A 14,776-nucleotide genomic window follows, 5' to 3' on the forward strand; every position below is an offset into this window, starting at 1 on the left:
CATCATGACCATCGGAGACGCCCTGTTCGCCCGCCTCGCCCTGCGCGGTTTCAACCAGATCACCGCCGAGGCGACGACGCTTCAGGCGCGCATCTCGTCGGGGGTGAACGACCCGCGCCCCTCGGCCGATCCGGCCCGGGCCGTGGAGTTGTCGGCCCTGCGCGAGGTGCGCGCGCGGCTTGAGACCCGCGCCGATCTGGCGCGCGATGCAAGCGACCGGCTGGCCTTGACCGACCAGACCCTGTCGGTCCTGACCGAGAACGTGCGCGGCCTGAAGCAGATCGCCCTGCGCGCCGCCAATGACGCGCTGACCCCCGAGGCCCATGCCGCCCTGCGGATCGAGGCGATCACGCTGCGCGCCTCGATGCTGGCGGCGGCGAACAGTTCCGACATCGCGGGCAGGCCGCTGTTTTCCGGCTCGGCCCCCGGTCCGGCCTTTGTCGATACGCTGGACGGCGTGCGCTATCGTGGCGATGCGGCGCCCAGCCAGGCGGCGCTTGGCGACCGGCTGATCCTGCCGACCGGCCTGCCCGGCGGCCAGGTCTTCGGCGAGGATGCCAGCGGCGTTTTCGCGATGGCCGACGATCTGATCCGGGTCCTGTCCGAACCGATGCTGTCCGCCCGCCCCGATCTTCGGGCCGAAAACGGCGCGTGGCTGACGCTGGATCGCGGCCGCGACGAGCAAGCGGTCGAGGTCACGCTGACCGGCCCCCTGGGCAGCGCGCGGCTGCGTCTGGACCTGCGCCACGACGCGCCGGGCGATGCGCTGCGCACGATTTCTGATGCCGAGCATCTGACCGGCATCCGGGCCGAAATGGCGCCCGACGGGCGATCCGTGATGATGTTTGCGCAGGGCGAGATCGCGCTGACCGACCAGCAGGGCGGCCCGCAGCGGGTTCCGGTCCTGGCGATGGGCCAGATCGATCCCGACACCCGCGCCCCGATGCGCCCGATCCTGTCGATGCGTCCCGCCCATCTGTCGATCAACGAAGTCGTCGCCCGCGCCGATGAGGCCGTCGCGCGCATGGCCGATGCCCGCGCCGCCGCAGGCAGTCTGGGGGCCGCGGTGGACCGCCAGAAGGACAGCGTCGCCCAGCAGAAGCTGGTGGTCGAACAATCGGTCTCGGCCGTGCAGGATCTGGATGTGGCGGCGGCGATCACGCGGCTGCAGAGCCTGCTTCTGTCCGAACAGGCCGCGCAGCAGAGCTTCGTCAAGATCACCGGCCAGTCGCTGTTCAATTACTTGCGCTGATCCGCGACAGGGGCGGCATGCCCAGCCCCGTCGCTCGGTGCTGCCGCAGATCGCCGCCCATGCCGATGACCAGAAGATGGCCCGAGGGCGCCGCAAGGATGCCCTGCATCCGGGCGATGCGCGGCGTGTCATGGGCGGGCTGGTCCGGCTGGCCATAGATCGCCGCGTCCGCGATCACCGCGGGATCACCGATGACCTCGGGGGTGCCGTCGATCCAGACGCCACCTTCGGGCAGGCTGGGGGTTGAGGGGATCGGATCGGCCGAGGCCGTGCGATAGGGCGCGGGCTCTCCGAGAGCGCGATGCGCGGCGGCGACCTTGGCCTGATAGCGCGCGCCCCGGCTGGGATCGCCCGCATGATAGGCCGCGACCGCCAGGTTCCAGTCGCCATGCGTGGCGTAAAGCGAGGCCAGATGCCGCGCCGCATAGCGCGTGTTGCGGACCGGGTCCATCATCGCGGCCTCGTTCTCGAATTCCTGCCGGTGCCAGCGCCAGTTGATCTGCATGCAGCCGATATCGACATTCGTGACGCCGCTGGCCAGGATCAGGGACAGGCGCTGCATCGCCTCGGCCCGACTGTCGTGATAGGATCCGCGCCCGCCCTGGTTCAGCGTCCAGGGCCAGGCCCGCAGGCGGCCCTGATGGCTGCGCCCGGATTCGACATGGGCGATGGCCGTCATGAGGCCGGGCGGAATGCCGGCCTCGGCGCCGGCGGTCTCGGCCAGCGATTCGCAATCGGGCAGGGGCTCGGTCATGGCGCGGCCCGGTTGGGGCAGCACCAGCGACAGAAGCAGGGCGGCAAGGATGGTCACACGGCACATGGCATGGGCCGTTGCAAGCGCGATGCCGGCCGAAACTGTTCTGAAGGATAGGGCTACATCCCGATGGCGGTCCTGCCGATGCTTTCGGATCGTGGCCCGCCCTTCCGGGCTTTGCGATGCTGGCACGTAAAGTTTCAGTACCGAGGATGCCATGACCCACCACACGATGTTCAGCATGCCTGCGACCGTTGCGTCGAACCTGCGTGACACGGTCGAGGCTGCCCGGGTTCTGGCAGGGGCGCAGGGCGCAACCCTGCAGCTGGCTCATGATCTGGACGACCTGCGCCTCAAGCTGGAGGGCGCTGGCCTGACCGTCGGCCCGGCCGAGGCCGAATGGGCGGTCACGGGCGATCCGCTCTGCGTGCTGCGGGCCGCGGGTTCGGGCGCGACCGATCTGGTCGATCTGTCGCTGGTTCTGTCCGATAGCGCCGAAAAGCCGCTTGGTGCGCTTTACCTCTCGGGCGCTCCGGCCGGCAGCCAAAGCCGGGCACAGCGCGAGACTTTGGCAGTCCTGGCCCGGGTGCTGGAACGTCAGATCATTACGCTGCGCATGGGGCCGGCGCTGCTGGCGGAACCGATGCTGTCGCTTCTGGACCGTCTGGCGGAACTGGATGACGGGATCGTCTCGCAGGCGCTTCTGGGCTTTCTGCGCGCGCTGGCCGGGCAACAGGCCAGCCAGGTCGAGGCGACGGCCATGCGGATCGCCGGTCTGGCCGATGCGCCGATCGGCTTCTTCAATTCGCGTGAGATCGTTCTAAGTCGCGTCGCGCAGGAGCTGCTGGACAGCATCGGCTACGGCGCGCTGCTGAAACTGCGCCACGATCTGGCCGCGCCCCTGTTGCCCGAGGATGCCGATCCCGAATTGCAGGCCCGCGCCGATCTGGAACCTTTCGCCCGGCTGCGCCTGATCGAGCGCAGTTTCCTCGTGGCCGAAGACCCGGACGGGGTCGCGCTGTGGTTCCGCGACGAACAGGGCGACGGGCTGTGGCGCGCGATCTCGCGCGGCGGTGCGGATGGCTGGACGGCCATTGCCGCCGAGATCATCGAGGTCAGCACCGATGTCGTGGTCGAGTTCGCGCGAATGCACCTGCTGCGCCGCCGCGACCTGCCCGCCGATGAGATCGCCGAGGCCTACGAACTGCACGGCGTCATCTTCTGGTTCCGCAATACCGCCGAAGGGATCGAGGCCCGGCTCGAGGGCGGCGAATGGCGGCTTTGCCCGATGCCCGAGGGCCTGGAGCGCCATGAACGCGCGCTGGCCGCCCTGTCGCAGCTCTGCCCCGACATATCGGGGCGCATGGCCGTCCCGGCGCGCGACTGGCTGAACCGCATGTCGCAGACGGTGCAGGTCACGCCTTTCATGCCTGCCGCCGCGGAATAATCCGTCCATCGATCAAAGCTGAAGGCGCCGCATCCCGCGGCGCCTTTGTGCGTTTCAGATGCCGGGCGCAAGCGGCAGCGAGGCGGGCAGGACCGGCGCGGGCGGGGCGCCCGTCTCGGCTTCGGCGATGAAGCGGCGCAGGCGCTCGATTGCGGCCTTCTTGATCTGCGACACGCGGCCCGTGGTCACGCCCAGCACCTCGGCCACCTCGTAGACGTTCAGTTCCTCGACGAAATAGAGCTGCAGGACCAGCGCCTCGCGTTCGGGCAGGCGCGCGATGGCATCGCGCAATTGCAGGCGCAGCGTGTCCTGCATCATCATGTCCTCGGCACCGGGGGTCGAGTCGCGGAACATGGGCAGGTGGTCGGAATAGACATCGTCCAGAGACCGGGTCTGGACGCTGTCGATCTCGCGCCGCCAGCGCGACAATTCCGCGACCGGCATGTCCAGCGCACGGGCCAGTTCCTCGTCATTGGGTTGCCGCATCAGCGCATGGGACAGCGCCTGTTCGGCCTGGCGGATGCGGCCGGTCATCTTCAGCGTCGCCCGCGCCAGGTTCGACTGGCTGCGCAGATGGTCCATCACCGCGCCCCGAATGCGGATGCCCGCATATGCGGCAAAGGGCGTGCCGGGCTGGGCGACGTAACGCTGCGCGGCGTCCAGAAGGCCCAGATAGGCGACCTGCAGCAGGTCGTCGATCTCGACCCGGCCGCTGACACGGCCATGGATGTGCCAGGCGATCCGCCGGGCCAGTCCCATATGCGTCGAGACCAGCTTTTCAGGGTTGCACGCCTGTTCAGAATAGCCGCGGGGCAACATCGCAATCCTCCTGATCCGGGGCCGGGGCGGGCATGTCGTCCGGACGGGGCCGGGCGGGGGGTTCGTCTTGCGCCGCGATTGCGGCAGGTTCCGGTTCGGGTGCCGGTGCCGAAGCGGTCATGGCCGGGCTCAGCGCGTCCAGAAGCCCGGTCCCGGCGGCGATCAGCCCCAGGGGCAGGCCGCTCTGTTCCGGCAGGGCCATGTCGTCGGCTGTGGGCGGGCAGAGATCTGCGCGGGTCAGCACGATCATCGCCGCGCGCCCGGCCCATGTGGCGGACAGCCGGTCGTGCCAGTCGGGATGCAGGCCGGTCGGGATCACCAGCCACAGCGCGGTTCCCGGCAATTCGGCCAGCGGCGCCAGCGCGTCGGGCTGCTGGGCGTCGGCGTCCAGATCCGACAGGTCGATGATCTGCACCTCGTCAGGGGCGGGCGCGGGCAGGGTCGGCAGCTGGCCGGGCCGCCAGACGGGCCGGTCGGGCACCAGCCCCATCAGGCGGGCATGGCGCGACAGCACGCCCGGCGGGGTCAGGCTGTCGGGGCGTGGCGCGATCAGGCGCGGGCGTGGCGCATCGGCCAGACGCAGCGAGGCCGCCGCCAGACGCGCCGCCAAAAGGCTGCGCCCCGATCCGGGCGGGCCGACCAGCACCACCCGGCGCGGCAGATGGGGGGGCAGGCCCTCGGCGCGACCCGCCCCGCCACGGCGGGCGGCCAGCTGCGACAGAAGGGTCGCGGCAAAGCTCGGCTCGGGGCGCGGTGCGGGGGTCAGGTCAGCCTCGTCGGCCGAGGCGGCCTCGATTTCGACCAGACCGCGATGCTGCCTTGTCGAGAGGATCAGCGCGTCCGGTCCCAGCACGCGCAGCACCTCGTCCATCGCCTGCGCCGTGTCGGCGCCTCGGATCGTCAGCCGGGTCATGCGCCCTGTCCTCCGGGTTGGGGCAGGCTTTGCGGCGGCATGCCGATGCTGCGCGAGACCTCGACGCGGCGCGTCTCGGGCAGGTCGGTCAGGGACAGGACCAGCGCGTCAGGCAGATGCGGCCTGAGAAACGCCGCCAGCGACCGGCGCAGGGCGGGCGAGACCGCGATCATCAGATGCCCGCCCGTGGCCTGCGCGGCCTCTTGTGCGGCGCCCATCTCGGACAGGATCGTCGCGGCAAGGTTCGGGTCCAGCGAGATGCCGTCCTCGGCCGGGCGGCGGGCGCGGATCAGGATCTGTTCCAGATCGGGCGCCAGCGTCACCAGCGGCAGGACCGCGCCCACTGGGGCGAGCTGTTGCAACAGCAGCGGGATCAGGGCGGGGCGCAGCGCCTCGGCCTGAGCGGGGATGCTGGCATTGCTGCCCGCGATCTGGGCGAGCCCTTCAAGAATGCGGCGCAGGTCCGAGACCGGCACGCGGTCGGCCAGAAGCTGGCGCATCACCGCCGTCAGCACATGCAGCGGCACCAGTTTCGGCACCACGGTCTGCACCAGCGTCGGCGCGGCCTGGGTCAGCGCGTCCAGCAGCGCCTGCACGTCATCGGCGCCCAGAAGATCGGCGGCATGGCGTTGCAGCACCTGCCCCAGATGGGTGGCGATGACGGCTTCGGCATCGACGACGGTGTGGTCGTCGGCCTCGGCCTCGGGCTGCTGATGGGTCTGGATCCACACGGCCTCGAGGCCAAAGGACGGGTCGCGCACCTCGATCCCGGCCAGCTTGCGGGTCGAGGCATGGCCCGGAATGGCCAGCTTGCGGTCGGCATAGGCCATGTCCTCGGCCACGATGGTCTGGCCGATCCGCAGCCGGTAGGCATTGGGCGGCAGGGTCAGGTCGTCGCGGATGCGCACCCCCGGCACCACGATGCCAAGCGCGCGGGACAATTCGCGCCGGATCGCCGTGATGCGCGAGACCAGCGTGCCGCCCTCGGCCCCGCTTGCCAGCGGGATCAGGCCATAGCCGATCTGAAGGGTCAGCGGCGCAAGGTCGGTGACTTCTTCGGGGGTGATCGCGGCGGGGGCGTCGCTGGCGGGGGCCTGCGCGCCGCCCGCTGCCGTGCTGGCAGGGCCGGGGACAGGGGGCGCATCGGCGGCGCGGCGGCGCGCCTCGCCGCGGGTGGCGTTGAAGGCGGCCAGACCGGCGCCCGTCGCGGCGATCAGGAAGATCATGTTCGGCATGCCCGGCACAAGACCCAGGATCAAGAGCACCGCCGCCGCCGGACCCCATGCGCGCGAGATGTTCACCTGCCGCCCGATCAGCCCGCCCATGTCCGAGGACGAGGACGACCGCGTCACGATGATCGCCGCGGCCAGCGACAGAAGCAGACCCGGCACCTGCGCCACAAGGCCGTCACCGACCGACAGGCGGACATAGGTATCGGCGGCCTGACCGATGGCCAGCCCGTGCTGGGCGGTGCCGACGATGATGCCGCCGATGACGTTGATGGCCAGGATGATCAGGCCCGCGATCGCGTCGCCCTTGACGAATTTCGAGGCACCGTCCATCGCGCCGTAGAAATCGGCCTCGGCCGCGATTTCGGCGCGGCGGGCCTTGGCTTCCTCGGGCGACAGGATGCCGGCGTTCAGGTCGGCATCGATGGCCATCTGCTTGCCGGGCATGGCGTCCAGCGTGAACCGTGCCGAGACCTCGGACACGCGGCCCGCGCCCTTGGCGATCACGACCATGTTGATGATCACAAGGATCGCAAAGACCATCAGGCCGACGATGAAATTGCCGCCGACGACGAAATCCGCGAAGGCTTCGATCACCTGACCTGCGGCGGCGCTGCCGGTATGCCCCTCGGCCAGCACGATCCGGGTCGAGGCGACATTCAGCGCCAGTCGCAGCGTCGTGGCGATCAGCAGCAGCGAGGGGAAGCTGGAGAAATCCAGCGGCCGTTCCGAATGCACCGCCACCATCAGCACCAGCAGCGACAGCAGGATGTTGCCCACGAAGAACACGTCGAGCAGCGTCGCGGGCAGCGGCAGGATCATCATGGCCATGATGACCAGGATGCCAAGCGGCAGGGCAAGGCCGCCGACGTCGCCGCGCAGCAGGCTGGCCACGCCGAAGGGTGCGCGGGCCGGGGCGTTCATCGGCGGGGCCTTTCGGTCGGGGTCGGGATCAGGGGCATGGCAGGGCCTCGGACGGTGGCAGACGCAGGATGCGGTGCAAGCGTCGTGCCAGCGTCAGACTTTCGCGTCGTCGTCGCGCATCAAGCGGCAGCGTCCGGCTGGCACGGCGCTTGCAGCGTCAGCGCCAAGACCGACCCAGATCCGAGGCCCTGCCATGCCCCCTCTCTCGTTCAGCCGCCGCACTGCCGCAGGCGCGCCCCTCCGCCCCGCTTTCGCCGCGCTGATGCTTGCGGCGCTGCTGCCGATGGGCTGCGGCACGGGCAATGCGCCCGGCGCGGCCGTGCAGCCCACCCCCGCCGCCGTCCAGCCCGAGGCCGCGACCCTGTCGGATGACCGGGGCGCGCCTCCGCCGCCTCCGCCCCTGCCCGAGCCGGGTGCGCTGGTCGGGCGCGGCTTTGCGCAGGTGGCGGGCCAGCCGGGCGAGACTCTGAACGAAAAGCGCCTGCTGGCGATCCGGGCGGCGCGGCTGGACGCGATGCGCGACCTGACCGAACAGGTTCACGGCATCCGCATCAGCTCGAACAGTCTGCTGCGCGACGCCGCCATGCAGAGCGATTACGTCGCAGCCCAGGTGCAGGGCACGATGCGCGGCGCGCGCACCGTCTCGATCGAGCCGCGCGGCGATGATGGCTACGCGGTGCAGCTGGAGCTGAGCCAGGCCCTTGTCGCGCAGATCGCGCGCGCGGCACGATGAGGTCCGCCATGATGGGTCGCAGGCTGTTCACCGGATTGCTGGGCGCGGCGCTGATCGCGCCGGCGGGCGCCCAGGCCAAGGGGCGCGGCTGGGTCGAGGTCGTGGGCGCGGCCCATGTCTCGGGCGCGGCCGACCTGCCCGCAGCGCGGCGCCGGGCGCTCGCGGATGCGCTGCTGTCGGCCTCGCTGGCCGGGGGTGCGGATCTCAGGGGGCATTCGGCGCTGTCGATGACCCGCATGACCTCGGACCTGATGGTGATGCGCCCGACCGGGCAGATCCTGGAACACCGCGTCCTGTCCGAACAGCTTGACGGCCAGCTTCTGCGCCTGCGGGTCGCGGCGCGGGTGGGTCAGCCGCGCGCGGGCGAATGCCCCGAAAGGCGGCGCCTGCTGGTCACGGCCTATCCGCCGGTGATCGACGTGGCCCCCGACGCGCCGGCCTGGGCCGATGCGCTGGCCGGTCAGATGGCCACCGACCTGATCGCGCGTGCGGCCGGGCATCCGGCGGTCGCGCAGATGGTTCGCGCCGACCGCCTGCCGCCTGCGGACCCCGGGCGCGACCGCTTCGATTACCAGCGCCTGACGCGCGGCAGCACGCGGGTTCAGGCGGGCGGTCATGCTTTGCAGATGCTGATCCAGGTCCGCCGCATCGACCGCAACCTGAGCCTTGGCCTGTCACTGCGTCTGGACGGCCCTGCAGGCGAAAGCTTCGCTGCCTCGGACGCGCAGGCGCTGCGGTTGCCCGGCGTCTCGCTGCTGGGCAATGCCGCTGTCCTGACCCAGCCCGACCGTCACCGGATGGCCGCGCGCCTGTCGCAAGGCGCTGGTCCGGCCCTCGCGGGCCTTCTGGACCGCGCCGCCTGTCAGCCCGTGCTGGAGCGCCTGCGCCTGACCTCGGGGCGGCTGACGCTGCCGGTCGGGCGGGCGCAGGGGCTGATGCGGACCAGCATCGGCTTTACCGTCGATCCCGACCGCTCGACTGAACTTCTTGAGGTCGTGGCCCTGGGCGACCGCAGCGCTGAACTGGCGCCGCTGGACCCGCAGCGTCCGAAAAACGCCTTTGACGGGCGCCCGGTGCGCTTTGTCACCACCGCCGCGGGGCTGCCATGAGGCGCCTTGCCCTGCTGATCGCGCTGGCGTTGCCACTGGCCGCCGAGGCGCGGGGCCTGTCAGGCCCCGAGACCGCCGCTCTGATCGCGGATGCGATGCGGCAGGCTGGCGCGCCACTGCCGGACATGGCCCCGCCCCTGCGGGCGCTGCCCGATTGCGAGACGGCCCCCGTCGTGACTGCGCTGACCCCCGATTGGGGCCGCGTCGCGCTGGATTGCCCCGGCCCGCAGGCGTGGCAGCGCGTCTTCCGTACGCGCAGCGGCGCCGCCGCCCCCGTGCCCCGCGACCCCGCCGAGGCGCGTCCCGTGGCGACGCTGCCCGCGCTCGCCCTGGCGCGCCCCCTGCCGCGTGGCGCGCGGATCGCCGCCGAGGATCTGAGCCCCACGACCCGGCCTGCCGCCGCCGATGCGGGGCAGGCGCTGGCCGATCCCGGCCATGCGATCGGGCGCCGGTTGCGCCAGAACCTGCGCGCGGGCCAGATCCTGCTGGAACGGCATCTGGAACCCGCGCTGGATGTCGAGCCGGGCGATGCGGTCACCATCGCGCTGGCCACCGCCGGAATCGAGATCATCGTGACCGGCACCGCCCTTGGCGGCGGGGTCGCGGGCGACCGCATCCCCGTGCGCCCCGGTCCGGCCGGCCGCGAGGTCGAGGCTTTGATCACCGGGCGCGGCGTGGTGCGGGTTCGTCCTAACATGCGGCGCCGAACTGCCGTTAGGCAGGGCATACGGAGGCATTCATGGTCAACCCAGTAACACCCAACATCACCCGCCTGCGGCCGGTCACCGAGCTGGAGCCGGATCGCGGCACCGCCCGCCCCGGCGCCACTGGTGCAGCCCCTGCGGCGCCGGGCAAGGTGGGCATGGACAGTCTCAGCCTGTCGGCCGAGGCGGGCAGCCTGCCCGAGGCCCTGCGTCAGGGCCCCCCGATCGACCGCGCGCTGGTCGATCGCCTTGCCGGTGCGATCGCCGCCGGAGCCTATCCCATCGACCCCGAACGCATCGCGGACGTGCTGTTCCGCGATGCCATCGACCTGTCCCGCTAAGGAGGCGCGATGTTCCCGACCCTTCCCGTTCCGGTCCTGCTGATCGCCGCCGGCCTTTCGCTGGCGGCCCTCGTCTCGGCTTGGATCATGCGGGCGCGCCGCAATGCTGCCGCTGCCGCTGCGATCCGCGCCCAGGAGGCCGAGGCCGAGATGAGCTTTGCCGCCGAGGCCCCGATGAGCGCCCTGGCCCTGCGGATCGAGTTGCTGGGCGACCAGCTTCAGGCCCAGGACCAGCGCCGCCAGGCCGAGGCCGTCGCGCTGCGCGAAGACCTGAACGCGCTGCGCGCCGATGTCGAATGGCTGACCTCGGAACGCATGATCGAACAGGCCATCGCCATGTGCCGCGAGGGTCTGCCCAATAGCGAGATCGGCGACACGCTCGGCCTGTCCAGCGACACGGTCCGCACCATCCGTCTGCTGCGCACGCATTGAGGCCCGGCCCTTCGGGGCCGCGCCTCGACCTCTGACTGCCGCTTGAACTGTGCTCCTCGGCTGCCTCTCTTCCCTGTCGCCTTGCCCGCGCCCCTTGAAAGGCGCGGGCCTTTTCATGCGCCGGGCCGGCGTCGGGACGGATAGGACCCGGTGAACAGCTGCGCGTGACATGACAAAGGCCCGCACGGTCTGCGCGGGCCTGATCCGGGATGTCTGAAGGCGAAAGGGGTCAGCCGACGGCGCGACCGGGTTCCTGTCCGATCTGCGACCAGGCCGTGCGCAGCGAGGCGATGAAGGATAGCGCCTTGGCAATGCCCTCGGGGTCCTCGATCTCGCGGCGGAAGGCGGCGACGACCTGGACGCGGCAATATTCATAGACTTGGAAAAGAGCGGGTGCGATATCGCCGCCCTGCTCGAAATCGAGACTGTTCTGCAGCAGGTAGATCGCCGACAGGGCCCGCGTCATCGGGCCCGGCGGCAGGTGGTCGCCCGCGGCTACGGCATGGGACAGGGCCTCCAGCGCGCCGTGCAGCTCGGTCAGGGCCACGCCGATGATCGCATGGGGGTCTTCGGGCGCGGTCAGTCCCGCCTGGGCGGCGCGACCATAGGAACGGCGGGCGAGATCAAGCGACATGACATCCTCGGATCGTTGTCGATTTCTGCCATTATCAACGGCTTCTCGGCCCGAACTGTTAATCGAGGGGCGGCTTTTCCCCCCAAGGGGCGGGCCGTCAGACCAGCCCCATATCGCGCGCGACGACGACGGCCTGCGTGCGGTTCTGCACGTCGAACTTGCGATAGATCGAGGTGACGTGCATCTTCACGGTCGGCTCGGCCAGCTGCAATTCCTTGGCGATTTCCTTGTTGGGCTTGCCCTCGGCCAGGAAGTTCAGGACTTCCATCTCCTTGTCGCTCAGATGGCCCTGGCGGGGCATGCGGACCTCGGGGGATTGCAGACGCATCAGCTCCATCGGCAGGTAACGCTCGCCGCTCTGCATAAAGCGGATGGCGTTTGCCAGGCTGCGGACCGGGGTGGTCTTGAGCACGATCCCCGAGGCGCCCGCCTTCATGATCTCGTCCTGCATGCGCGGGGTGGGGGTGCCGGTGATAATCGCGACAGGCTTGCCCTCGTTCAGGCGGATCGCGCGGCGCAGGCCCGCGACGCCATTCATGCCGGGCATGTGCAGGTCCAGCAGGACGACGTCAAAGGCGCCCTCGGACTGGATCAGGTCGGCCGCCTCGTCGAAGGTTTCGGCGGTCGTGACCTCCATATTTCCGCTTTCGGTGAGGAACAACGCAAAGACCTCAAGGATCATGCGGTGGTCATCCGCCAGAAGCACGCGGATCGGTTTTTCGCTCGGAACGTCCATGAGCATGGTCTTCTCTCCTTTTGGCGCGGGCTTTTCCGTTATCTTTCTGAGCTGCCGGTTCCCCTTCGCCTGAAACGTATGGTTTACCAGACACGGCCTGATATCAACGTGATCGCGACCTTTGCGCCGTTGGCCTGACCTTTGAGTACGGGGCGGCTAACCGGACGGATAGGCGCCCCCGCCAATTGTTCAGCATGTCCCGTTCCCGCACAGCCCGACCGCATTCAGGCGGCGGACCAGGGCGGAAAGGACGCGGCGGCTGGCGCGGCCGCTCCAGTGCGAGGGGGCAACCTTGCGCGCCAGTTTCGGGCCGATCCACCAGTAGAACCGGATGAACACCCTGCCCGCGCGATAGCGGCACAGATGCTGGTCGCGGAAGGCGCGCAGGGCCACCACGTCGGGGTGCAGACGGTTGCCAAAGGCTGCGGTCGCGACGAAGCAGCCGCCGCCCGAACCGTCCTCTTGCTGGGGGTCTTCCTCGTCGTCGTCGGTCGGCTCTTCGACCTGCTCGACGGGCGGGGGCAGCACGCCCAGATCGCCGGGCTCGGGCGTGATCACCGGGGCGCGCGCGTCCAGCAGCGTTTCAAGACGCGGCAGCCAGTCGGCGCCTTCGGGCAGCAGCGCCTCGAGGCCGGGATGGGCGACGGGCAGCTGGCTGAGGTTCAGCGGATCAACAAACGAGGCGACCAGCGCCTTGCCCTGGGCGTTGGACAGAAAGTCGAAATTCATCTGGGGCAGGCGGTCGATCAGGCCCGCGCCCTCCATCAGGGTGACTGTGCGGCCGCCCGGCTCGGTGATGATCAGGTTGCCGTCCTCGACAAGGCTGGCCGCGCGCAGATCGTCGGGGCGGTCAAAGGCGCCGCCAAATCCCAGCAGGTCGCCCTCCTTGAAGCCCGAGAGGATCACGTCGCGATCGCCGCCGGTCAGGATCACGGCGCTGCCCTTCGAGGCATCGACCGTCACCACGTCGGGGCCGCTTCCGTCGATCAGGACAAGGCTCTCGCCGCTGCCGGTGATGATCGCGTCATTGCCGCGGTTCGAGATGAAGACGTCGCTGCCGCGTCCACCGATCAGCAGGTCATCGCCCGACCCGGCCACCAGCACGTTGCGCCCCGCCACGCCCATCAGCGTGTCATTGCCGACATGGCCCATCAGCAGGTCGTTGCCCAGCCCGCCCTTGAGCAGGTCGTTCACCATGCCGGTCCGGTCGTCGGTGACGTTGTGCGCGCCCTCGAGGACCAGGTCCTCGCCACGATCGGTGATCGTCACCACGGCCAGCTCGTTCGGGCGCAGCGTGAAGGTGCCGCGCAGATCGGTGCCGCTGATGACCTTCATGTCGCCGCGCGCATCCACGATGCGCGTCTCATCGGTCAGATGGACAGTGCTTTCGTCATACCAGTCCGAATGGGGCGAATCCGCGGGGATCAGGTGGCGGATGCTGACATGCTTGCCCGGCGCGATGGCGTCGAGGTCGATGCGGTTGCTGCCCTCGGTCAGGTTGCCCAGAAACACCACGCGCTGCGTGTCGGACTGGAAGCCCGTCACCGAAAAGCGCCCCCTGAGGCCCATATCGGCTGTCGCGGCATTGTCCGACATGGTCTGCATGCCGATCAGGCTGCTGGATGCGATGTCGAAGACCTGCCCGAAGGGCGTCGCCTTGGCCGTGATCAGGCCTCCGTCGCTTTCGGCCGGCGGGAACTTGGCATCGTACATCTTCGAGGTCAGCCACTTGTAGGTGCCGCCCCAATGGTCGATCCGGTCCACGCCGTCATCGACATAGCGCGACAGTTCCTCGATCCACAGCGTCGCCTGGTTGACGCCATAGAAGGGCTGCGGCCCCGCATGGATGCCCATGTTGAATTCCGACAGCGAGATCTCCAGATCGCGCGGGAAGCCCGGCAGCGTCGAGAACACCTTGGCGGGGTCCATCGCGCTTTCCAGTTCGCCGTCCAGATCCTTGTAAGGATTGGGATAGGCGTGCTGGTAGATCACGTCGACATGGCCACGATTCGTCATCGAGATCTCGGCCGCGATTTCCTCCGATTCGCGCGAGCCACTGGCCCGCCAGGCAGCCCCGGCCTGAATTCCGATATCGGGACGGGTGAAATCGGCACCGAAATGAGATTCAAGCCGGTCATTGAATGAAACAAGGCGCGGGATCTGAAAGTTGGCGATCTTTCCATAATCGGATGCCGAAATCGACGCCCAGTATTCATTCCCGATTTCAAGCGAGGTGACGCGCAGTTGGTCGCCTTCGGTCAGCACATTCTCAAGCTCGGTCAGATAGCGGTTGAATGCGCCGTGTTTAAATGTCTGGCTGTCCGTGTCGTAGAACTGAAAGGTCGGAATGACGATGGTCAGCGTTGTGTCGTGCGTTTCCGCCAGCGCCAGGGCCTCGCGCAACGTCATGACGTAGTTCTCGGAGCCTTCGGGCATCGGATCGCCGAACATCCGCTGCAACCCGCCATTCGCCCAGGTCTGATCCTCGGTCACGCCTCCGCCCGGATAGCGGAAATGCGAGAATGACACCTCGGACAGCTTCCCGGAGAAGGGGCTGCCCGGTTTTGCGCTGTCATTGGTCAGCACGATATTCATGCCGAAATGACTTGAATTGAGGGCGCCCATCTTTTGCCTCCGGTGTTAAAGGCAAAAGCGTTTCCCTTCACCGAAATCGGTGTTCCAGAAATCAGCTTTTTACGCTTTGCCCGTCAGATTTTCCCGACAATAGGAAAATAACCTGATCCGAGCG

General features: G+C 69.1%; 14 protein-coding genes. 7 read left to right on the forward strand and 7 right to left on the reverse strand.

All coding sequences use genetic code 11. The features are described 5' to 3' along the window. Window positions 1-4: 4 nt before the first annotated feature. Window positions 5-1,252 carry a flagellin N-terminal helical domain-containing protein gene (locus ACTZWU_RS09385; RefSeq protein WP_444737091.1) on the forward strand — a complete coding sequence of 416 codons (1,248 nt, stop codon included), beginning with the start codon at window positions 5-7 and terminating at the stop codon, window positions 1,250-1,252. Here ACTZWU_RS09385 and ACTZWU_RS09390 read toward each other — a convergent pair. Beyond that, on the reverse strand, window positions 1,236-2,072 hold the full coding sequence (locus ACTZWU_RS09390) for a lytic transglycosylase domain-containing protein (RefSeq protein WP_444737092.1): 837 nt from the start codon (window positions 2,070-2,072) through the stop codon (window positions 1,236-1,238). The two genes, ACTZWU_RS09385 and ACTZWU_RS09390, sit on opposite strands and share 17 nt — an antisense overlap. Window positions 2,073-2,223: 151 nt before the next feature. Between ACTZWU_RS09390 and ACTZWU_RS09395 the strand changes: the two genes are divergently transcribed. After that, entirely contained in the window at window positions 2,224-3,453 is a 1,230-nt protein-coding gene (locus ACTZWU_RS09395) for a hypothetical protein (protein ID WP_444737093.1), read from the forward strand. Window positions 3,454-3,507: 54 nt separating this feature from the next. Here the strand turns inward: ACTZWU_RS09395 and ACTZWU_RS09400 are convergent, their stop codons facing one another. From ACTZWU_RS09400 to ACTZWU_RS09410, 3 genes are read right to left on the reverse strand one after another with little or no spacing between them, the layout of a single operon-like run. Then, window positions 3,508-4,269: a sigma-70 family RNA polymerase sigma factor gene (locus ACTZWU_RS09400; RefSeq protein ID WP_444737094.1), complete on the reverse strand. Its 762-nt coding sequence runs from the start codon at window positions 4,267-4,269 to the stop codon at window positions 3,508-3,510. Then, window positions 4,250-5,185, reverse strand: a complete 936-nt coding sequence (locus tag ACTZWU_RS09405) for a hypothetical protein (protein WP_444737095.1) — start codon at window positions 5,183-5,185, stop codon at window positions 4,250-4,252. The genes ACTZWU_RS09400 and ACTZWU_RS09405 overlap by 20 nt, the downstream gene beginning before the upstream one ends. Beyond that, entirely contained in the window at window positions 5,182-7,338 is a 2,157-nt protein-coding gene (locus ACTZWU_RS09410) for a flagellar biosynthesis protein FlhA (RefSeq protein WP_444737096.1), read from the reverse strand. Before ACTZWU_RS09410 ends, ACTZWU_RS09405 begins: the two co-directional genes overlap by 4 nt. 193 nt (window positions 7,339-7,531) lie before the next feature. Between ACTZWU_RS09410 and ACTZWU_RS09415 the strand changes: the two genes are divergently transcribed. The 5 genes from ACTZWU_RS09415 to ACTZWU_RS09435 are packed head-to-tail and all read left to right on the forward strand — an operon-like array spanning window position 7,532 to window position 10,657. After that, window positions 7,532-8,071: an LPP20 family lipoprotein gene (locus ACTZWU_RS09415; RefSeq protein WP_444737097.1), complete on the forward strand. Its 540-nt coding sequence runs from the start codon at window positions 7,532-7,534 to the stop codon at window positions 8,069-8,071. An 8-nt stretch (window positions 8,072-8,079) separates the two neighbouring features. Further along, window positions 8,080-9,180, forward strand: a complete 1,101-nt coding sequence (locus tag ACTZWU_RS09420; protein ID WP_444737098.1) for a flagellar assembly protein T N-terminal domain-containing protein — start codon at window positions 8,080-8,082, stop codon at window positions 9,178-9,180. Next, window positions 9,177-9,935, forward strand: a complete 759-nt coding sequence (gene flgA, locus ACTZWU_RS09425; RefSeq protein ID WP_444737099.1) for a flagellar basal body P-ring formation chaperone FlgA — start codon at window positions 9,177-9,179, stop codon at window positions 9,933-9,935. Before ACTZWU_RS09420 ends, flgA begins: the two co-directional genes overlap by 4 nt. Then, window positions 9,920-10,225, forward strand: coding sequence for a flagellar biosynthesis anti-sigma factor FlgM (gene flgM / locus ACTZWU_RS09430; protein WP_444737100.1), 306 nt, complete (start codon window positions 9,920-9,922; stop codon window positions 10,223-10,225). Before flgA ends, flgM begins: the two co-directional genes overlap by 16 nt. A 9-nt stretch (window positions 10,226-10,234) precedes the next feature. Continuing rightward, window positions 10,235-10,657, forward strand: coding sequence for a hypothetical protein (locus tag ACTZWU_RS09435; RefSeq protein ID WP_444737101.1), 423 nt, complete (start codon window positions 10,235-10,237; stop codon window positions 10,655-10,657). 229 nt (window positions 10,658-10,886) lie between these two features. Here the strand turns inward: ACTZWU_RS09435 and ACTZWU_RS09440 are convergent, their stop codons facing one another. The 3 genes from ACTZWU_RS09440 to ACTZWU_RS09450 all read right to left on the reverse strand — a co-directional run bounded on the left by ACTZWU_RS09440 (window position 10,887) and on the right by ACTZWU_RS09450 (window position 14,652). Further along, window positions 10,887-11,291 (reverse strand): flagellar export chaperone FliS, encoded by a 405-nt coding sequence (locus ACTZWU_RS09440; RefSeq protein ID WP_444737102.1) that lies wholly within the window; start codon window positions 11,289-11,291, stop codon window positions 10,887-10,889. A 97-nt stretch (window positions 11,292-11,388) separates the two neighbouring features. Further along, window positions 11,389-12,033, reverse strand: coding sequence for a response regulator (locus tag ACTZWU_RS09445; protein ID WP_444737103.1), 645 nt, complete (start codon window positions 12,031-12,033; stop codon window positions 11,389-11,391). 183 nt (window positions 12,034-12,216) lie between these two features. Continuing rightward, window positions 12,217-14,652: a calcium-binding protein gene (locus tag ACTZWU_RS09450; protein ID WP_444737104.1), complete on the reverse strand. Its 2,436-nt coding sequence runs from the start codon at window positions 14,650-14,652 to the stop codon at window positions 12,217-12,219. Window positions 14,653-14,776: the final 124 nt, after the last annotated feature.

The organism is Paracoccus sp. NSM (assembly GCF_052379855.1).
Taxonomy (GTDB): Bacteria; Pseudomonadota; Alphaproteobacteria; order Rhodobacterales; family Rhodobacteraceae; genus Paracoccus.